Source organism: Pseudomonas sp. Sample_22, assembly GCF_004307635.1.
In the GTDB taxonomy this organism is placed as follows: domain Bacteria; phylum Pseudomonadota; class Gammaproteobacteria; order Pseudomonadales; family Pseudomonadaceae; genus Aquipseudomonas.
The window spans coordinates 56787-76610 of record NZ_RCNY01000047.1 but is presented as its reverse complement, the minus strand read 5'-3'; the positions used below and the strand labels follow the sequence as shown (position 1 = coordinate 76610).

19 protein-coding genes and 1 pseudogene are annotated in these 19824 nt (G+C 59.5%); 6 read left to right on the top strand and 14 right to left on the bottom strand.

The window, feature by feature from the left end; all coding sequences use genetic code 11:
• Positions 1-12: 12 nt before the first annotated feature.
• The 12 genes from D8U73_RS11485 to D8U73_RS11425 form a co-directional block, all read right to left on the bottom strand.
• On the bottom strand, positions 13-642 hold the full coding sequence (locus D8U73_RS11485) for a class I SAM-dependent methyltransferase (RefSeq protein ID WP_056852082.1): 630 nt from the start codon (positions 640-642) through the stop codon (positions 13-15).
• A 622-nt stretch (positions 643-1264) separates the two neighbouring features.
• On the bottom strand, positions 1265-1909 hold the full coding sequence (locus D8U73_RS11475) for a methionine ABC transporter permease (RefSeq protein ID WP_020795820.1): 645 nt from the start codon (positions 1907-1909) through the stop codon (positions 1265-1267).
• The gene (locus tag D8U73_RS11470) at positions 1899-3020 is read right to left on the bottom strand and encodes an ATP-binding cassette domain-containing protein (RefSeq protein ID WP_130904507.1); all 1122 of its coding nucleotides are present in this window, start codon (positions 3018-3020) and stop codon (positions 1899-1901) included. The genes D8U73_RS11475 and D8U73_RS11470 overlap by 11 nt, the downstream gene beginning before the upstream one ends.
• A 2-nt stretch (positions 3021-3022) precedes the next feature.
• The gene (locus D8U73_RS11465; protein WP_130904506.1) at positions 3023-3832 is read right to left on the bottom strand and encodes a MetQ/NlpA family ABC transporter substrate-binding protein; all 810 of its coding nucleotides are present in this window, start codon (positions 3830-3832) and stop codon (positions 3023-3025) included.
• Positions 3833-3965: 133 nt separating this feature from the next.
• Positions 3966-5318, bottom strand: coding sequence for an LLM class flavin-dependent oxidoreductase (locus tag D8U73_RS11460; RefSeq protein WP_130904505.1), 1353 nt, complete (start codon positions 5316-5318; stop codon positions 3966-3968).
• Positions 5318-6523, bottom strand: coding sequence for an SfnB family sulfur acquisition oxidoreductase (locus D8U73_RS11455; RefSeq protein ID WP_130904504.1), 1206 nt, complete (start codon positions 6521-6523; stop codon positions 5318-5320). Before D8U73_RS11455 ends, D8U73_RS11460 begins: the two co-directional genes overlap by 1 nt.
• Positions 6524-6546: 23 nt before the next feature.
• On the bottom strand, positions 6547-7788 hold the full coding sequence (locus D8U73_RS11450; RefSeq protein ID WP_130904503.1) for an SfnB family sulfur acquisition oxidoreductase: 1242 nt from the start codon (positions 7786-7788) through the stop codon (positions 6547-6549).
• A gap of 168 nt (positions 7789-7956) precedes the next feature.
• Positions 7957-8778, bottom strand: a complete 822-nt coding sequence (locus tag D8U73_RS11445) for a hypothetical protein (RefSeq protein WP_241664277.1) — start codon at positions 8776-8778, stop codon at positions 7957-7959.
• 455 nt (positions 8779-9233) lie between these two features.
• Positions 9234-9989 carry an L-cystine ABC transporter ATP-binding protein TcyN gene (tcyN, locus tag D8U73_RS11440; protein WP_056852088.1) on the bottom strand — a complete coding sequence of 252 codons (756 nt, stop codon included), beginning with the start codon at positions 9987-9989 and terminating at the stop codon, positions 9234-9236.
• Positions 9990-9993: 4 nt separating this feature from the next.
• The gene (tcyL, locus tag D8U73_RS11435) at positions 9994-10659 is read right to left on the bottom strand and encodes a cystine ABC transporter permease (protein ID WP_056852089.1); all 666 of its coding nucleotides are present in this window, start codon (positions 10657-10659) and stop codon (positions 9994-9996) included.
• Positions 10659-11459 (bottom strand): cystine ABC transporter substrate-binding protein, encoded by an 801-nt coding sequence (gene tcyJ, locus D8U73_RS11430; protein ID WP_056852090.1) that lies wholly within the window; start codon positions 11457-11459, stop codon positions 10659-10661. Before tcyJ ends, tcyL begins: the two co-directional genes overlap by 1 nt.
• 316 nt (positions 11460-11775) lie before the next feature.
• On the bottom strand, positions 11776-12774 hold the full coding sequence (locus D8U73_RS11425; RefSeq protein ID WP_130904502.1) for a D-cysteine desulfhydrase: 999 nt from the start codon (positions 12772-12774) through the stop codon (positions 11776-11778).
• Positions 12775-12965: 191 nt separating this feature from the next.
• Here D8U73_RS11425 and epsC point away from each other — a divergent pair, with 191 nt between their 5' ends.
• Complete coding sequence (gene epsC / locus D8U73_RS11420; RefSeq protein WP_056852092.1) at positions 12966-13892, top strand: serine O-acetyltransferase EpsC; 927 nt, start codon at positions 12966-12968, stop codon at positions 13890-13892.
• 543 nt (positions 13893-14435) lie between these two features.
• The gene (betT, locus tag D8U73_RS11415; RefSeq protein WP_177336547.1) at positions 14436-16391 is read left to right on the top strand and encodes a choline transporter BetT; all 1956 of its coding nucleotides are present in this window, start codon (positions 14436-14438) and stop codon (positions 16389-16391) included.
• Between the two features lie 8 nt (positions 16392-16399).
• Here the strand turns inward: betT and D8U73_RS11410 are convergent, their stop codons facing one another.
• Entirely contained in the window at positions 16400-16660 is a 261-nt protein-coding gene (locus D8U73_RS11410) for a hypothetical protein (RefSeq protein ID WP_056852094.1), read from the bottom strand.
• A gap of 136 nt (positions 16661-16796) precedes the next feature.
• Here D8U73_RS11410 and D8U73_RS11405 point away from each other — a divergent pair.
• The 4 genes and pseudogenes from D8U73_RS11405 to mgrA all read left to right on the top strand — a co-directional run.
• Positions 16797-16895: pseudogene (locus D8U73_RS11405) on the top strand (LysR family transcriptional regulator); the annotation flags it as partial.
• Between the two features lie 131 nt (positions 16896-17026).
• A complete protein-coding gene (locus tag D8U73_RS11400; protein ID WP_130904538.1) occupies positions 17027-17209 on the top strand; it encodes a type II toxin-antitoxin system HicA family toxin in 183 nt (60 codons plus the stop codon).
• 59 nt (positions 17210-17268) lie between these two features.
• Positions 17269-17670: a type II toxin-antitoxin system HicB family antitoxin gene (locus D8U73_RS11395; RefSeq protein WP_056852096.1), complete on the top strand. Its 402-nt coding sequence runs from the start codon at positions 17269-17271 to the stop codon at positions 17668-17670.
• A gap of 132 nt (positions 17671-17802) precedes the next feature.
• Positions 17803-18840, top strand: coding sequence for an L-glyceraldehyde 3-phosphate reductase (gene mgrA, locus D8U73_RS11390; RefSeq protein ID WP_130904501.1), 1038 nt, complete (start codon positions 17803-17805; stop codon positions 18838-18840).
• A gap of 121 nt (positions 18841-18961) precedes the next feature.
• Here the strand turns inward: mgrA and tauD are convergent, their stop codons facing one another.
• Positions 18962-19804, bottom strand: a complete 843-nt coding sequence (gene tauD / locus D8U73_RS11385) for a taurine dioxygenase (RefSeq protein ID WP_130904500.1) — start codon at positions 19802-19804, stop codon at positions 18962-18964.
• Between the last annotated feature and the right edge of the window lie 20 nt (positions 19805-19824).

The following is a 19824-nucleotide window of genomic DNA, read 5'->3' as shown; positions in this document are numbered from 1 at the left end:
GCGTGGGAACGATCAGTCGACGCGCCGCCAGACACTCGCCAGCCAGGGCTGCTGCTCGCGCGGCAGCCCCGCCGGCCGGTAGTAATGCTCCAGCTCGACAAAGCCCGCCTCGGTCAGCAGCTGTTGCCAGGCCGCAAGATCGTGATACGCCCCATACCGTGGCCCGTTCCAGCCTTCCTGATTTTCGCCACGAGGATTGGAACTGAACAACACCCCTCCCGGTTTCAACGTTCCCCACAACTGTTTCAACACCCGCGGCAGTTCCTGTCGCGGAACATGAAACAACACCGCGTTGGCAAAAATCCCGTCGAAACGCTCGGCCGGCAAGTCGAGCTTCAGGAAGTCCTGTTGCCAGACTTCGCAGCCACTGTCGTCACGGGCCATTTGCGCGAACCTTTCCGAACCGTCCAGTCCGACGGCCCGATGGCCCATGCGCGTAAACGTCTGCAAATCACGACCGGGACCGCAGCCAAAATCGAGAATGTCGAATGGCGCCGTGCCTTGAATGTGCCGTAACAGCGCATCGATGTTCTGGCTGACATCGTGATCGCGTGTCCCCTCACGAAAGTTCTCAGCGACCGAGTTGTAATGGCCCAGAGTGGTGGCGGTGATCTGCTTGAGGTCGTCGGGGGTTTGTTTCATGGTCGGCTGCGCAGGTAAAGGAGTTGTGCCGACTATAAGCGCTTTCGCGCTTCAAATGGTCGCAGCCTACGGCAGCGCCTACATGGGTAACCGATATCGCGACTAAACGAACAGGGGTGGCGGCTGCACGCAGGTTAGTCGACCGGCCTCTAGGAATACCGGCGCACCCGAAGGTGCCCTGCGCACAGCCACCATAAAATTCAGGCAATAAAAAACACCTGAAAGAGGTGACGCTGTACGCCTAGAGGAACCGGGCGACTAAACCCGTTCACTGATGAGCAGTGACGAACCGAGACTAGCCAGCGAATTTGCCAGGCGCAAGCGAGCGAAATGATCTAGGAAATGACCTGCAAAGGAAAGGAATCGGGACTTCGGAATTGCCGATTTCTCTGTGGGAAAACTTCCCTTCTGCGTCCAATAATCCCTCATGGCCAGGAAGCTGTTATGCAGGACAAACACGCTTTGTGGCGAGGGAGCTTGCTCCCGCTGGGCTGCGAAGAAGCCCCCCAGACCATTCAAAGAGGTGTATCAGAAACATGCGGGTGTCAGTTTTTGCGATTGCTGCGCAATCGAGCGGGAGCAAGCTCCCTCGCCACAAAAGCACCTCCATCCCCCAGCCTACTCAGCGCTTGTTGAGCCCCCGCGCCAACCGATCCCCGCCCAACTGAATCACCGCCACCAACGCCACCAGCAACACAATCACCGTCAACATGATCTGGCTGTCAAAGCGCTGGTAGCCATACCGGTAGGCGATGTCACCCAGGCCGCCCGCACCGATCGCCCCGGCCATGGCCGACGAATTGATCATGGTCACCAGGGTGATGGTGAATCCACCGACAATCCCCGGTAGCGCTTCCGGCAACAGCACGTGCCAGACGATGTGCTCGCGCCGGCAACCCATGGCTTGCGCCGCTTCGATCAAGCCATGGTCGACTTCACGCAGACTGACCTCGGCAATACGCGCAAAGAACGGTGTCGCGGCGATGGTCAGCGGCACCACCGCCGCCCAGACGCCGTAGGTGGTGCCGACGATCAGGCGGGTGAAGGGGATCAGCGCGACCATCAAAATCAGGAACGGGATCGAACGGAACAAGTTCACGAACGCGCCCAATGCGCGATTAAGCGCCGGGGCTTCGTAGATGCCGCCCTTGGAGCTGGTGACCAGGATCACCGCCAGCGGAATACCCGCCAGCAGGGCGATCAGCGATGACACACCGACCATCAGAAACGTGTCGATGAAGCCTTGCAGCAAGCGATCAAACCACATAACCCAATACCTCCACCTGTTGCGCCCAACGGCCGGCGCGTTGTTGCAGTACTTCGGCAGCAAGGGATGATCCGGTCACTGCCAGCAGCAGTTGCCCAAGCGCGTGTCCCTGAATCCGTTCCACGCCACCCTGCAACAGACGCACGCGTCCACCGAGAGCGGCGAACAGCGCGGCCAGGTCCGGTTCAGCCTGGGCCGCTCCGGTAAATTGCAGGCGCAGTACCACAGCGTCTTCGGCAGACCGCGGTTGAGGCTGCAAACGGCTTTGCAGCTCCGGCGGCAGGGCATGTTGCAACGGCGCGAGCAAGGTCTTGCTGACTTCATGCTGCGGATTGCCGAACACTTCCCACACCGGGCCTTGTTCAACGATCCGGCCATGTTCGAGGACGACGACGCGATCGCAGATCTCGCGGATCACCGCCATTTCATGGGTGATCAAAATGATGGTCAGCCCCAGGCGTTGATTGATCTCGCGCAACAGGCCGAGGATCGACTGCGTGGTCTCCGGGTCCAGTGCCGAAGTGGCCTCGTCACACAGCAGAATCGCCGGGTCGTGCACCAGCGCGCGGGCGATACCGACACGCTGTTTCTGACCGCCGGACAACTGCGCCGGGTATGCTCTGTGCTTGCTTTGCAGGCCCACCAATTCCAGCAGCTCGCGGACCTTTTGCTCGCGTTTTTCCTTGGCGACACCGGCGACTTTCAGGGGCAGTTCGACGTTCTGCCAAACCGTCTTGGCCGACATCAGATTGAAGTGCTGGAAGATCATGCCGATGCGCCGGCGCAGCGCCACGAGGCGGTCCTCATCGAACTCGCCGATGTCGATCTGATCGATCAGCACCCGGCCCGAGCTCGGTTGCTCAAGGCGATTGATGGTGCGGATCAGCGACGACTTGCCGGCGCCGCTGCGACCGATAATGCCGAACACTTCACCGTGCTGGATCGCCAGGTCGATGCCGTGCAGCGCGGCCACCGGACCTTGTTTGCCGTCGTAGGTTTTACCCAGGCCGATGAAGCGCACGTGAGCGCTATTGAGCGCTGGGTGCAACTCGGTGTGTTGTGCTTTGTGAGGCGCTGGAGTTTCCAGTCGCCGTTGCGTGGCAGCCGTCATGCTCAACTCTCCCAACCGGCTTGATAGAGCTTGCCATGGGCTTTATCCAGAGCGGCGCGAACGGCTGGCGAATGCTGATAGATGTCGACGAACTTGATCAGGCGCGGGTCGGTTTTGCTCTTCGGCTGGATCACGAATTGAATCACGTATTCCTTGTGATCGAGGCCGTCGAACAGCAGGGCAGAACCGGCATCGAAGGTCTTCGACAATCGAATGTAGGCCGGGTAACCCTGGACCAGATCGGCGTCGTCGTAGGCACGCACCAGTTGCACGGCTTCAACCTGGAGAATCTTGATTTGCTTCGGGTTGGCGATGATGTCTTCTTCGGTGGCCTTGTAGCCGACACCGGGTTTGAGGGTGATCAGGCCAGCCTTGGCCAGCAACTGTAAACCACGACCGCTGTTGATCGGATCGTTGGCGATGGCGACGCTGGCGCCTTGCGGCAGCTCGTCGAAGCTTTTGTATTTTTTCGAGTAGAGGCCGACGTTGTTGATGATTCCCGGCGCGAACGGCACCAGGTCAAAACCGGAGGCAGCCTTGGCGTTTTCCAGGAACGGGATGTGCTGGAAGTAGTTCACGTCGATGTCGCCGGCAGCGAGGCTGACGTTGGGTGCAATCCAGTCGGTGAACTCCACCAGCTCGACTTTCAGGCCTTGCTTCCCGGCTTCTTCGACCGCCGCTTCCAGAGGAATGGCGAAGGCGGCAGTGGTGCCGATTTTCAATGGAGCGTCGGCGGCGAAAACCGCAGAGCTGAACAGGCCGAGGGCCAGGGCCAGTGCTTTGACTGGCTGAGAGAAGAGCTTCTTGGTCATGATGTTTTTTCCAGTCAGTGCGATCGTTCCCACGCTCTGCGTGGGAATGCCTCTCGGGACGCTCCGCGTCCCTGCGGTTGTGACGCGGAGCGTCACTGGCTGCATTCCCACGCGGAGCGTGGGAACGATCGGGTTAGTGTCGGTAGTGAGAGCCGATATGTTGCTCAGGCAAATGCGCCCCTTCGCGAAACAGCTTTTCCCGCAGGCTGCCATCGTCATAAGCGGTCTTGTACGAGCCACGTCGTTGCAACTCGGGAATCACCAGTTCGATGAAGTCCACATAGCTTTCCGGCGTGACGATCCGCGTCAGGTTGAAGCCGTCGAGGCCGGTTTCGGCGATCCACGATTCCAGCTCATCCGCCACTTGCTGCGGCGAGCCGACCACGGTGATGTAGCGCCCGCCGAGAGCGTGTTGCTCCAGCAATTTGCGTCGGGTCCAGTCATTGTTCTGCAGGTTTTTGGTCGCTGACTGGATCGCGTTGCTTTTGACGTACTGGATCGGTTCGTCAATGGCGTACTCGGAAAAATCGATCCCGGTAGAGGCCGAGAAATGCGCCACCCCGGCCTCGGCACTGGCGTAGCTCAGGTATTCGGCGTGCTTGGCCAAGGCCAGTTCTTCGGTTTCGCCGACGATCACATTCAGGCCCATGAACACCTTGATGTCTTCGCGATTGCGCCCGGCGTCGACAGCGCTGGCGCGGACTTTGTCCACTTGGACCTTGGTCGACGCCTTGGTCTGGCCGCTGATGAACACGCACTCGGCGTGCCGGCCGGCGAACACCAGGCCACGATCGGAACTGCCGGCCTGGAACAACACCGGCGTGCGTTGTGGCGAGGGTTCGCACAGGTGATATCCCTCGACCTGATAGAACTCGCCGTTGTGCTCGACCTTGTGCACTTTGTCCGGTTGCGCATAGATGCGTTGCCGTGGATCGTTGAGCACCGCAGCGTTTTCCCAGCTGCCTTCCCAGAGTTTGTAGAGCACCTCCAGGTACTCGTCGGCCTGGTCGTAACGGCGGTCGTGCTCGACCTGTTCGCTCAGGCCCATGGCTTTGGCGGCGCTGTCGAGGTAACCGGTGACGATGTTCCAGCCCACCCGGCCACGGCTCAGATGATCCAGCGTGGACATGCGTCGGGCGAACAGATACGGCGGCTCGTAGGTGAGGTTGGCGGTGAGGCCGAAGCCGAGGTTTTTGGTCACGGCAGCCATGGCCGAGACCAGCAGCAGCGGGTCATTGACCGGCAGCTGGATCGACTCCTTGAGTGGAACGTCCACCGAATTCTGGTAGACGTCGTAGACCCCGACGATGTCGGCGATGAACAAGCCGTCGAACAAGCCGCGCTCGAGCAACTGTGCCAGTTCGGTCCAGTATTCGATGGTTTTGTACCGGGTCGAGGTGTCCCGTGGATGTGTCCACAGACCATGGTTGATGTGCCCGATGCAGTTCATGTTGAATGCATTGAGCAGGATCTTTTTCTTGGCCATCAGATGGTCCCCCGCAGTGGCGGGTTTTCATCGTTGAGGTAGTAATTGCCCACCGCGTGATACTTCCAGCGAACCGGGTCGTGCAGGGTATGCACCCGAGCGTTGCGCCAGTGGCGATCCAGACCGTGTTCCATCAGGGTTGCCTGGCTGCCGGCCAATTCGAACAGGGTGCTGCCGGCGGCCAGGGAAATTTCGCTGCTGATGGCCCGAACTTCGGCGACGGCAATCGATGCAGCGGCGACGGTTTCGGCGTTGGTGTCGGCCTGGGCCTTGTCGAGGAACTCACCGGCGCGCTCCAGCAGCGCTTCGGTGGCGTGCAAACGAATGCTCAAGTGGCCGAAGCTCTTGAGGGTCAGTGGGTCGTCGGTGGCTTTTTCATGGGGGGCGTCGATCCACGGGCGGGTCTTGGTGCGCACGAAGTGCAGGGCATCTTCGTAGGCGGCGCGGGCGATGCCGGTGTCGATGGCCGCATGGAGAATTTGCGCCAACGGGCCGACCGGTGTCGGGCGCTCGAACGCGCTTTGAAACGGGATGACGTCTTCGGCGGCGACGAAGACATCTTCGAACACCACCGAGCCGCTACCGGTGGTGCGCTGGCCGAAGCCGCTCCAGTCGTCGATGACGGTCAAGCCTTTGCTGTTGCTTGGGACGAAGGCCAATTGCTGCACGCCGTTTTCATCGATCACCGAGGTCGGGATGCGTTGGGCGTATATCGCACCGGTGGCGTAGAACTTGCGACCGTTTATGCGATAGCCCTTGCGCGCTCCCTGCACATCAGGGGTTAGGCGGGTGACGCGGTCGTGAGCGGTTTTGGTGCCGAGCTCGGCGAGCGCATTGCCGAAGCGCTGTCCGGCCAGCACTTCGGCGTACAGGCGTTTTTTCTGCTCTTCGTTGCCGTTTACGCGCAACACTTCAAGGGCATAGAAATGGTTCTGCGGAATTTGCCCGAGCGAGCCGTCAGCCTGCGCAATCAGCGCGATGATCTTGGCCAGGGTGAAGTTGGAAACGCCAGCGCCGCCATACTCTTTCGGCACGCTGATGCCCCACAGGCCGGAACGGGAAAACACTTCCAGCTCCGGGTGCGGCAGTCGACGCTCGCGGTCACGCAGGGCGCTATCGCGCTTGAAATCGTCGGCCAGGTCGCTGGCGACAATCAGGGCTTGCTCATCGCTGGTCAGGACCGCGACGTGCTGAGAACTTGTCATGTGTTTCTCCAGATGTCTGGTCGTCAGATCCAGGAGTGGCGAGCCGGCAACGTGCCGTTCAGGTGATAGGCACCGACTGCGTGATACTTCCAGCGCACCGGGTCGTGCAGGGTGTGCACGCGGGCGTTGCGCCAGTGGCGGTCGAGGTTGAATTCGGCGAGGGTCGCGCGGCTGCCGGCCAGTTCGAAAAGCTTTTCGCTGGCCAACAGTGAGATCTCGGTGGTCAGCACCTTGGCTTCGGCCACGGCAATCGAAGCGCGGGCGGCTGACTCGGCGGTGAGCGGCGCAGCGTTGACCTGATCAAGCACGTGTCCGGCCTTGCGCAGCAGGGCTTCGGCAGCGTGCAACTCGATTTTCAGTTTGCCGATGTCGGCGATCACATAGAGGTCATCACTGGCCCTGTCGACGTTGGCATCGATCCATGGCCGGGAGCGGGTTTTCACGAACTCGATGGCATCGTCGATGGCACCCCGGGCGATTCCGGCATCAATGGCTGCCTGGATCAATTGCGAGACTGCGCCCTGAGTATTGGGCTTGTCGTTGATCTTCCAGTTGTCCACTACCAGTTCGGCGTCGACCCGTACGTTGTTGAGCAAAACCGTACCGCTGGCGGTGGTGCGCTGGCCGAAACCGGACCAGTCATCGACGATGCGCAATCCCGGTGTGCCGCGACGGACGAAGGCCAGTACCTGCTTGCCATCGTCGTTCAGGGCCTTGACCGCAACCCAGTGCGCGAACAGCGCGCCGGTGGAGTAAAACTTTTGCCCATTGAGGACAAAGCCATCGCCATCGGCGGTGATGCGCGCCTTGAGGTCCAGCGTGTTCTTGCTGCCTCGCTCCGGCCCGGCATTGCCGATGCGCCAGCCCTCGAGCACGCTTTTGAACAGCTGTTTTTTCTGCGCTTCAGTGGCGCTGCCCAACACCAGGTTCAGGATGCCGAACTGGTTCTGTGGAATCTGTCCGAGGGCCGGGTCCGCCGCAGAAATGATCGCGAAAACCTCGGCCAGGGTGACGAACGAAACTTGCGGGCCACCGTACTCCCGCGGGATACCAATGCTGCCCAGCCCGCTGCGGGTGAATTGTTCGATTTCCGACCAGGGCAACTTGCGGAACTGGTCACGTTTGGCCGCGTGCAGGCGTGCTATCTGCGCCAGTTCGTGGGCGGCCTTGATGGCTTGTGCGTCGTTGCGCAGCACTTGCGCGGGCAACAACAGGGGGGCGATATCCAGATCACTCTGGACAATTGCATCTGCCAGACTGGACATCAGTGCCGCTCCTTGGCTGCGCGCAATGCCCTGGCGATCTGCACTGGGGTGATTGTGTTCCGGACCATACCTACCTCACATCTCATGGAAACGCCGCTGCGGCGTAGAAAACAAGAATGTCCGGTGGTCCGGTGTATATACCCTAAGCGTTTATAAAAAAGTTATGAACTAACTTTTAGGAATATATATAGAAGGGGTGGTGTGCGCAGGGCAACACTTGCTGCTGTAGCAACAGCGCGCTTGTGCGGCCTCGGGTCGTTGCTTTTTCGCGACTTTCAGCCACGAACCGGCGCAACCAATTTTCAACGAACGTGCCGGCGCCCACCGTGAGTTGTTGCCGACCCGGTCGAGAATGCAATAAGTCACCTCCAGTCGCAGATCCTCGCCCGCCTCGATAATGATCGCTGGCGGCACCCATACCTGGATCGGCTGGCCCACGTCGCTCGCCTTGAGTCGTGGCAAGTCCATGCGCACATCGCCCCAGCGCAGGGTGATTTCGTCGTCCGCCGCCATGTTCAGGTACGGCTCGATGGTCAGCGGCACGCCGCGTTTGATCTGGTTGGGATTCACGCCCTGGCGGCGAATCGTTTCAGGGATGCTCACGGGGGCCAGGCGTTGGTTTTCGTCGCCGCACAGGTTGGAAGGTTCGCCACCCGGACAATCGAGCTTGACCCGAACGCGTCCGACAGCCGATACCGCCGGCCCCCGGCCAATCTGCATGATCCGGTAATGAATGCGCGAGGCGCCATTGGCAATGAAACTCTCCGGTACGCGCAAGTGGACGGAACGGCCTACATCGTCGGGCGTGACCACCCTGGAGGCGACGTAGCAGTTGTCCCAGAACAGTTCGATGAGGTCGCCTTCGTCCATCGCAGGGTAGGGCGGCACATCGATCAGCAGGTGCGAGGCCGATACGATATTGATGTCGCTTTTGTGAGATTGCGCCAGGGTTGGGGCTGCGAGTTCGGGATGGTTCGAAATGTTTTTCATGGAGTCTCCTTGAAGTTGTTGCAGCGAAGTCCGTTTCTGAAAAATAAATGCATCAAGTGCGAGTAAAAAGGCAATTGCTTATTTTGTTTTAAATAACGGGTGGCGCGTCTTGGTGACTAGATAAGAGTGCGGGTGAATCAGTGTCAATAGCGATTGTTAGTTAGGCTTGGAATATGATGTTATTCAGAAAAGTCCTACGCATTAAAGTTAAGAAGCGCTATGGGTGAGTAGAAAATGCTTATAAATACAGGGTGAGTCGGGCTTGGATGCGCGGGGAGGGCGTGCGGCGGGTCATTGGCGGATGCGGGGGAATTGGCAGTGAAAGTCTGTTGCGGGATATATATATGTACTGCGCATGCGCACAAAATATTAACTATGGTTTTTTGATTTTGTTATGCGTAGGCGGGCGGTGGGCGCAACTTCCGTCCGTGGAAGTTGGCAGTGTTGCCAAGGTGTTAGTTGTGTGAGTTATTAAGGAATTTACTGAGGAACTGCTTCGTGCGTTCTTCTTTCGGATTGGCGAATAGTGCCTTGGATTCGCCTTGTTCGACGATCACACCCTTGTCGAAAAACACCACGCGATTGGCCACGTCACGGGCGAAAGCCATTTCGTGGGTCACGATGACCATCGTGCGATTCTCTTCGGCCAGGCCGCGGATCGTCGCCAACACTTCACCGACCAACTCCGGGTCAAGTGCCGAGGTCGGTTCATCGAACAGGATCACTTCCGGTTCCATCGCCAGCGCGCGGGCAATCGCCACGCGTTGTTGCTGGCCGCCCGAGAGGCGGCGCGGATAAGCGTCTTCCTTACCCGCCAGGCCCACCTTGGCCAACAGTTTCTTGCCCAGGGCGACGGCGTCGGCATGCGGGATCTTCTTGACGATGATCGGGCCTTCGATAACGTTTTCCAGGGCTGTGCGATGGGGGAACAGGTTGAAATTCTGAAACACGAAGCCCACGTGCTGGCGCAGGTTGCGCACCAGACTTTGTTGCTGGTTCAACGGGCGGCCGGTATCGATCTCGATATCGCCGACCTTGATCCGGCCACTGGTGGGCTCTTCCAGAAAATTCAGGCAACGCAGGAATGTGGTTTTGCCCGAGCCGCTAGGCCCGATGATCGCCACGACCTCGCCTTCCTTCACTTGCAGGTCGATGCCGTTGAGCACGACTTGACCCTTGAACTGCTTTGTCAGTTTTTCCACGACAATCATTGGGTCAGGACTCCTGGTCGTGCCGATTGACCCGCTCTTCCAACTTGTTCTGCAGGTGCGAGAGCACCGTGGCCAGAATCCAGTAGATCAGCGCGGCGGCAAGATACATGGTGAACACTTCGAAGGTGCGGGCGGTAATCAGTTGTGCCTGGCGGAACAGCTCCGGCACCTGAATGGTGGCCGCCAGCGCGGTGTCCTTGACCAGCGAAATGAAGCTGTTGCCCAGTGGCGGCAATGCGGTGCGCATCGCCTGCGGCAGGATGGCCCGGCGCAGGGTCTGCGCACGGGTCATGCCGATACTGGCAGCAGCTTCCCACTGACCGCGCTCGATGGAGCTGATCGCGGCGCGCAGGATCTCACAGGCGTAGGCGGCCATGTTCAGCGAAAAGCCGATCAGGGCCGCCGGCAGTGGATCGAGTTCCATGCCCAGTTGCGGCAAGCCGTAATAGATCACGAACAGTTGCACCAGCAACGGCGTGCCGCGAAAGAACGATACGTAGACACGGGCGATCCAGCTCACCAGCTTGAAGCGCGACAGACGCATCAGTGCTAGGCCGAAGCCCAGCACCAGACCGAAGAACATCCCGCCCAGGCTCAGGATGACCGTGTAGTACGCGCCCTTGAGCAGGAAGGGCAGGGAATCGAGTGCGAGTTGAAAAGCTTCTTCCATTATTGAGTGACGTCAGCGTTGAAGTATTTTTCCGAAAGCTTTTTCAACGTGCCGTCGGCGCGCAGCTTGTCGATAGCCTTGTTCACTGCAGCCAGCAGCTCAGGCTCGCCTTTGCGCAGGGCAATACCGGCTTCCTGACGGGAGAATGCTTCACCTGCCGCGGTGGTGTCTTTTGCCTTCTTGGCATATTCCAGTGCGGCCAGACGGTCGATCAGGATGGCATCGATGCGGCCCACGCGCAGGTCCTGGAATTTGGTTGGATCATCTTCGTAGGTGCGCACGTCAGCGGTCGGTACGTTGGCTTTTACCCACTCTTCGTAGTTGGTGCCCAGGCCTACGCCGACTTTCTTGCCGCCCAGGTCGGCAGCCGACTTGATGTTCAGCTCGGCGGCCTTTTTCGTCAGTACCAGCGCCTGAATCCCGGAAACGGTGTACGGCTCGGAGAAGTCATACTTCTTCTTGCGTTCTTCGGTAATGGTCACCTGGTTGATCACGGCGTCCAGACGCTTGGATTCCAGGGCTGCCAGAATGCCTTCCCATTTGGTCGGTTGCAGCTTGACCTTCACGCCCAGCTCTTTGGCCAGCGCTTCAGAAAATTCGACTTCGAAGCCCGACAGCTTGCCGCTTTCGTCGACGAAGCTAAACGGTGGATAAGTGCCTTCCAGGCCGACGTTGATCACGCCTTTGTCCTTGATTTGTTGCAGTTGCTCACCGGCAACCGCCTGGCCGATCAGGCCGGCGCTCAGTGCCAGGCCCAGCGAACCCACCAGCAGATTTCGACGTAGTGCGGAAAAATTCATGACAAGCCCCTGTGTTTTCTTATGGAAGACGCTTAAGGAAAGTTGGCAAATTCGGGATTGGAACGACTGCGATATCCTGCCCTAAAGCAGCTTATGCGTCTCGCAGCAAATTCGCCTGCGGCATGACTATATGATGGCGTTATTAGATTAGAAAATAATAAATTCTATTTTTGTTATGCATTAATAGAATAATTGGTCGGCAATGGGTGATCGTTCCCACGCTCCGTGGGAATGCCTCATGGGAGGCTCCGCGTCCAGTGACGCGCAGCGTCACGGGCTGCGTTCCCACGCAGAGCGTGGGAACGATCAGCCATCTCTAGTCCTGCAAAAAGCTTGTATAGGCAAACAACGCCGGCGCCCCACCGGTGTGCAGGAAGATGATCGGCCCCTCATCGAAACGCTGACGTCCGATGCCATCCAGCAGTCCGGCCATGGCTTTGCCAGTGTAGACCGGGTCAAGCAGCAGGCCTTCCTGACTGGCCAGCAATTTTACCGCCGCCAACGTCCCGGCATTCGGCTCACCGTAGCGCGGCGCGAAATACTCGTCCCACAATTCGACCTTGAAGTTCGCCGGCAACGACATGCCCAGCAGCTCGGCAGTGCGCTCGGCCAGACCCTGAACCTTCGGGCGTTGATCTTCATCGCTGCGAGAAACCGTCACGCCGATCACTGGCAACTGCGGCAACGCTTCGTTCAACGCCAGCGCCAGACCGCTATGGGTTCCGGCGCTACCGGAAGCCAGGACGACGGCGGCGAAGTCCAGGCCGGTGTCCTTGATCTGCTCGGCCAGTTCCAGGCCTGCGCGCACGTAACCCAACGCGCCCAATGCATTGGAGCCACCGATGGGCACCAGATACGGTTTTTTGCCGTTGTTGCGCAGGCGGGCGGCCAATGCCTGCAATTGCTCATCGGCATTATCGAGATTCTCCACCCGCTCGACTTTGGTATGGAACAGATCAAGCAACAACCGATTGCCGTTGCCGACGTAATTGACGTCATCGGTGCCAAGCGGGTTTTCCAGCAACGCTACGCAGCCAAGGCCCAGCTTGGCGGCAATGGCAGCCGTCTGGCGTACGTGGTTCGATTGCAGCGCGCCTGCGGTGATCAAGGTATCCGCGCCCTGGGCCAAGGCATCGGCGGCGAGGTATTCGAGTTTGCGCAGCTTGTTGCCGCCCATTGCCAGTGGTGTCAGGTCATCGCGTTTGACGTATACATCGCGGCCCAGCCACATCGACAGGCGTTCGAGTTTTTCCAGGGCGGTGGGCTGGCCGAGCAGGTCGAGGCGGTTAAAGCGGGCAAGCTGTTGTTTGATCATGGGTCCGTACTGGCGGTGAATGATGTCAGGACTATAGGCACGCCAATTTCCCCGGGCAACCGTCAATCGCTTATAGCCGATGGTGCTTGATACAGCACAATTGGTTCTTAATTTGGCCCAAGGCCCTTGCCGTAAAGTAATCGCCGTTGACGCGGCCAGACTGTCCGGCCGCTCCGTGAGGAGTTTTTACCGTGAGTGAGCGTTCCAGCCATTGGCAATTGCAGACCATCGTCAGCCAACTGCGCACGGCCCGTGATCAGTGGCGTGCACAAAACGGCCGCGTCAGCGGCGAGCAGGGCGGGCGCGAGCTGCCGTCCCGGGCGGCCATGGCGGAGATTCTCGAGGCCCTGTGCGGTGCGCTGTTCCCGATGCGTCTGGGGCCAGTGGATTTGCGCGAAGAGAGTGAAGACTTCTACGTCGGCCACACCCTCGATGTCGCGCTGAATGCGTTGCTGGCGCAGGCACGGCTCGAACTGCGGTATGCGGCGCGCCACAGCGCCCAGGCCGAGGCTGAAGTCGAAGGCAAAACCATTCAGATCATTCAGGATTTCGCCCTGGCACTGCCCGGGCTGCGCAGCCTGCTGGACACCGACGTGTTGGCGGCCTATCACGGTGATCCGGCGGCGCGCAGTGTCGATGAAGTGCTGCTGTGCTACCCGGGGATTCTGGCGGTGATTCACCATCGTCTGGCCCATCATTTATATCGCGCCGGCCTGCCGTTACTGGCGCGGATCAGCGCAGAAATCGCTCATTCGGCAACCGGTATCGACATTCACCCGGGCGCGCAGATCGGCCGTAGTTTCTTCATCGACCACGGGACCGGCGTGGTGATCGGCGAGACCGCGATCATCGGCGAGCGCGTGCGGATTTATCAGGCTGTGACGCTGGGTGCCAAGCGTTTTCCCGCGGATGAAGACGGTCAATTGCAGAAGGGCCAGGCGCGGCATCCGATCGTCGAGGATGACGTGGTGATTTACGCCGGGGCGACAATCCTCGGGCGGATCACCATCGGCAAGGGCTCGACCATTGGCGGCAACGTCTGGCTGACCCGCAGCGTGCCGGCGGGTAGCAATCTGACTCAAGCGAATTTGCAACTCGATGATGGGGCGCAAAAGTAAGCGCCACAATGATCGTTCCCACGCTCCGCGTGGGAACGCCTCCAGGGACGCTCCGCGTTCCGGTTCACGCCTCCATCTCAAGCCTGGCACCGCAATGACGCAGAGCGTCACGGGCTGCATTCCCACGCAGAGCGTAGGAACGATCAAAAACGATCGCCTTCTACCCCCCATTGATCGTTCCCACGCTCCGCGTGGGAATGCCTCCAGGGACGCTCCGCGTTCCGATTCGCGCCTCGATCTCAAGCCTGGCACCGCAATGACGCAGAGCGTCACGGGCTGCATTCCCACGCAGAGCGTAGGAACGATCGCCTTCTACCCTTCATTGAGCTAGCGTAATTACGCGACCGCCCAGCCCTGCGATTAGTCCTTAGCAGCCTATTCATGTTTAACTTGAACGTTCATTCAAGTTAAACCGGTGGTTCGCTGCCCGCTCACAACAGGAGGCTTGCCTTTGCTGAGTCCGATTTCTACAGCCACGATTTCCCCCTTCGAGGTGCACCGTTCATGAGTGCATCGTCCGTTCCTTCAAGCGGCCTGGTCCGCATGAATCCGCCGGTGTTTTACTTTGCGGCGAGCTTCATTCTGTTGTTCGGCGTCGTGGTCATTGCCATGCCCGAACAGGCCGGTGCCTGGTTGCTGGCTGCGCAAAACTGGGCGGCCAATACGGTCGGCTGGTACTACATGTTGGCGATGACCCTGTATCTGGTCTTCGTGGTCGTCACCGCGTTATCGGGCTACGGCAAGATCAAACTCGGTGCCGACCACGACGAGCCCGAATTCAGTTACCTGTCCTGGGCCGGCATGCTGTTCGCCGCCGGGATCAGCATCACGCTGTTCTTCTTCTGCGTGTCCGAACCGTTGACCCATATGCTCCAGCCGCCCCAAGGCGAGGCGGGCACCGCGGACGCGGCGCGCCAGGCCATGCAAATTCTGTTTCTGCATTGGGGCCTGCACGGTTGGGGTGTGTTTGCCTTTGTCGGCATGGCGCTCGCCTATTTCGCCTATCGGCATAACCTGCCACTGGCGCTGCGTTCGGCGTTGTATCCGCTGATCGGCAAACGCATCAACGGCCCTATCGGTTATGCAGTGGATGGCTTTGGCATCATCGCCACGGTCTTCGGTCTCGGTGCTGATATGGGCTTCGGCGTGCTGCACCTCAATTCCGGCCTGGACTATCTGTTCGGCATCGCCCATACCCAGTGGATTCAGGTCGGGCTGATCACGCTGATGATGGGCGCAGCGATCATCGTCGCCGTGTCTGGCGTCGATAAAGGCGTGCGGGTGATGTCCGACATCAACATGTTGCTGGCCTGCGCGCTGCTGCTGTTCGTATTGTTCGCAGGGCCCACGCAGCATCTGCTCAATACGCTGATCCAGAACGTCGGTGATTATCTCGGCGCCTTGCCGATGAAGAGTTTTGACCTTTACGCCTATGACAAACCCAGCGACTGGCTGGGCGGCTGGACCGTGTTCTATTGGGCCTGGTGGATCGCATGGTCGCCGTTCGTAGGCCTGTTCATCGCGCGGATTTCCCGTGGCCGGACCATCCGCGAGTTCGTCTTCGGCGTGCTGTTGATTCCGCTGGGTTTCACCCTGGCGTGGATGTCGATCTTCGGCAACAGCGCCATCGACCAGGTGCTCAACCACGGCATGAGCGCGCTGGGCATGTCGGCCATCGACAACCCCTCGATGACCCTCTACCTGCTGCTGGAAACCTACCCGTGGAGCAAAACCGTGATCGCGGTCACGGTGTTCATCAGCTTCGTGTTCTTCGTCACTTCCGCCGACTCGGGCACCGTGGTGTTGTCGACCCTGTCCGCCAAGGGTGGCAACCCGGATGAGGATGGGCCGAAATGGCTGCGGGTGTTCTGGGGAGCAATGACGGCGCTGGTGACCAGTGCGCTGCTGTTCTCCGGCAGCATCGACGCATTGAAGTCAGCGGTGGTCCTGACCTCGCTGCCGTTCTCGCTGATTTTGCTGCTGATGATGTGGGGTCTGCACAAGGCGTTTTATCTGGAATCGCAGAAACAGATCGCGCAACTGCATTCCCTGGCACCGGTGTCCGGCTCGCGGCGCGGTGGCTGGCGTCAGCGCTTGAGTCAGGCGGTGCATTTTCCGTCGCGGGACGAGGTGTATCGCTTCCTCGACACGACGGTACGTCCGGCGATTGAAGAGGTCTCGGCGGTATTCGTCGAGAAGGGCCTCAAGGTGATCACCCATCCAGAGCCGGTCAACGACAGCGTCAGCCTGGAAATCGGTCACGGCGATGAACACCCGTTTATCTACCAGGTGCAAATGCGTGGCTACTTCACGCCGTCGTTTGCCCGGGGTGGCATGGGCTCCAAGGAGCTCAACAATCGTCGCTACTATCGGGCCGAAGTGCACTTGAGCGAGGGCAGTCAGAACTACGATCTGGTGGGCTACACCAAGGAGCAGATCATCAATGACATCCTCGATCAGTACGAACGGCACATGCAGTTCCTGCACCTGGTGCGTTGATCGGTCTCTCAGGTCTCGGTGGTCAGCACCATGAACAACACGAGCGCCGCCACCGGGATACCGAACACGGCGCTTCCCACCACCAGCTCGGTGCTTAACGGCTGGCCGGCATGCACGATGCCGACCGCGCCGTTGATCAACGTCAGCGCCAGCCACAGCACGATAAAGCTGTAGGCCAGAATCTGGCGGCTGAAGCCGATTTTCTCGCCGATGTAGAGCATCAGCGCTAGGAGAATCAGGCCAAAGGTGATGATGATCGTCGTGTGCATGGTGGGTTTCGCCATTTAAATGTGTGTTGCCGTAAAGGCCGTCATCGCGGGCAAGCCTTTACTGATTCAACCCCATACAGCGAGCATAGTTAAACCATCCCGCCTGCGTCAGATCACCTGCGCCAGTCCTGCTTACCTGCCAATTTCAGTGCTGTACCCGCACAACCGACACATGTCGCCACGGGTCCGGGTGTTTGTGGATTGGATGGGGGAGGTGTTTGCGAAAGCGCAGTAGCCGCCGGTCCGAGAGGAAAAGTCGACTTCGTCCAGATCGGCTATTATTTTTCCAAGTGTGTATGGTGTGTATTGTTTCCACTTCGACCTGCTTAAAGTACGCAGCGATTGCTGTGGAAAAAGGCGAAGGAAATGCGAAGTCGGGAAATGATCAGGATGATCGAGGACGATGGTTGGTATCTGGTTGCCGTAAGGGGAAGCCATCATCAGTACAAGCATCCCTGCAAGCCCGGGAGGGTGACGGTCAAACACCCGGATTCGGATCTTCCGAAAGGAACGATCAGCAGCATATTGAAACAGGCGGGACTCAAATGATGCCCGCCACCGGATACGAAAGTCCCTGCAGGGACACATCACATGAAGGGCTCATCGAAATGAATTTCCCGGTTGTTCTGCACAAGGATGCCGACTCGGACTACGGAGTGATCGTCCCTGATGTGCCAGGTTGTTTCTCGGCCGGCAGCACCGTGGCGCAGGCACTTGAAAGCGTGAAAGAGGCGCTGTCCCTGCACTACGAAGGGTTGGTAGCCGATGGCGAGCCATTGCCACAGGTACGCGAGATTGATGCCCACCTTGAAAATCCCGATTACGCAGGTGGTGTGTGGGCGGTAGTTGAGTTTGATATCACGCCTTATTTCGGCAAGTCAGTGCGCTTCAATGCGACGTTGCCGGAACAGTTGCTTGAGCGTATCGATCAGACTGTCAGACGTGATCAACGCTACAGTTCGCGCTCCGGTTTTCTGGCGGCGGCAGCTCTGCGCGAATTGTCGGCATAAGGTTAGGCGAAAGAAATATGAAACGTTTCAGCAATTAGTCGAGTCCGGGGTTTTCTGGTGTTTGTCTGAGGGTATGCTGGGCGACTGGCGAAGCAGTCGAGACCAGATTCAAGACAGACAAGAGAGGATTCGATGACTTACACCGCTGCCGAAAACCGCTACGACTCCATTCCTTACCGCCGCGTTGGTCGCAGCGGTCTGGTGCTGCCGGCGCTGTCGCTGGGCCTGTGGCACAACTTCGGCGACAGCACGCCGATCGACACCCAGCGGGCGCTGCTGCGTACGGCGTTCGACCTGGGCATCAACCATTTCGACCTGGCCAATAACTACGGTCCGCCATACGGCAGCGCCGAGATCAATTTCGGTCGATTGCTGCGGGAAGACTTCAAGCAGTACCGGGATGAGTTGATCATCTCCAGCAAGGCCGGTTGGGACATGTGGCCCGGTCCTTACGGTCAGGGCGGCGGTTCGCGCAAGTACGTGCTGGCCAGCCTCGACCAGAGCCTGCAGCGTCTGGGCCTGGACTACGTCGACATTTTCTATTCGCACCGCTTCGACCCGGATACGCCGCTGGAAGAAACCGCCAGCGCATTGGCCACGGCAGTGCAGCAGGGCAAGGCGTTGTACATCGGCATCTCGTCGTACTCAGGGGTGAAAACCCGTGAGATGGCGGCATTGCTCAAGGAGTGGAAGGTGCCGTTATTGATCCATCAGCCGGCCTACAACCTGCTCAATCGCTGGGTGGAAAAAGATCTGCTCGACACCACTGACGAACTGGGCACCGGCGTGATTGCGTTTACACCGCTGGCTCAGGGTTTGCTGACCGACAAATACCTCAACGGCGTGCCGAGCGACGCGCGGGTCAACCGTCCGGGCGGCGGTTCGTTGCAGGCTTCGCACCTGTCCGAGGCCAACATTGCCCACGTGCGTGCACTCAATGAAATCGCCAAGCGCCGCGGTCAGAGCCTGGCGCAACTGGCACTGGCCTGGACCCTGCGCGACCCGCGGGTGACGTCGGCACTGATCGGTGCGAGCCGGCCAGAGCAGATCATCGAGAACGTCGGGGCGTTGCGGAACTTGAGCTTCAGTGCAGAGGAGCTGGCGGAGATCGATCGTTTTGCCCAAGAGGGCGGGATCAATCTGTGGGAGAAGCCTTCGACGGCTGAGTGACAGCATGATCGTTCCCACGCTCCGCGTGGGAATGCATCAACGGACGCTCCGCGTTCGGCTTTCGGATGGGACGCGGAGCGTCCCGGGCGGCATTCCCACGCAGAGCGTGGGAACGATCAAATCAGCGAAAAAACGGCACATCCCCCAACACTGTCGCCCGCTGCATCACCCGCCGCGCCGGCCGGTAGTCATCCACCGCGTAATGCTGAGTCACGCGGTTGTCCCAGAAGGCGATGTCGTCTTTCTGCCAGCGCCAGCGAATGGTGAATTCCGGCCGTGTTGCGTGGGCGAACAGGAACTTCAGAATCGCCTCGCTCTCGGTTTCCGACAGTTCGTTGATCTTCGAAGTGAAGCCTTCGTTGACGAACAGCGAGCGGCGCCCGCTCACCGGATGGGTGCGGATTACCGGGTGCGACAGCGGCGGATTCTTGCGCCGCGCTTCTTCCCATTGGGCCAGCGCTTCAGGCGTGTTGCCATAGCGCTCCAACGGAAACGAACGGGTGAAGTCGTGGGTGGCGGTCAGCCCTTCGAGCAAGGTTTTGAACGGTGCCGACAACGCTTCATACGCTGCGATTCCACTGGCCCACAAGGTATCGCCACCAAACTCCGGCAACAGCTTGGCGCTGAGCACCGCGCCCATGGCCGGGGTCGGCAGGAAGGTCACGTCGGTGTGCCAGATCGCGTTGTCGCGCACGTCGGTGACGGCGGTATCGAGGATCAGCACTTGCGGTTGCTCCGGCACATTCGGGTAGATCGGGTGAATGTGCAGGTCGCCGAAATTGGCGGCGAAACGCGCCTGCTGTTGTGGGTTGATTGGCTGGTCGCGGAAGAACAGCACTTGATGCTTGAGCAGCGCTTGCTCGATGGCATCGCGCTGTTCCAGATTCAGCGGCTGGCTGATGTCGACGCCGCTGATCTGTGCGCCGAGGGCAGAGCTGAGGGGGACGATGGTCAGGTGGCTCATGGTGGTTCTCTTCAATCCGG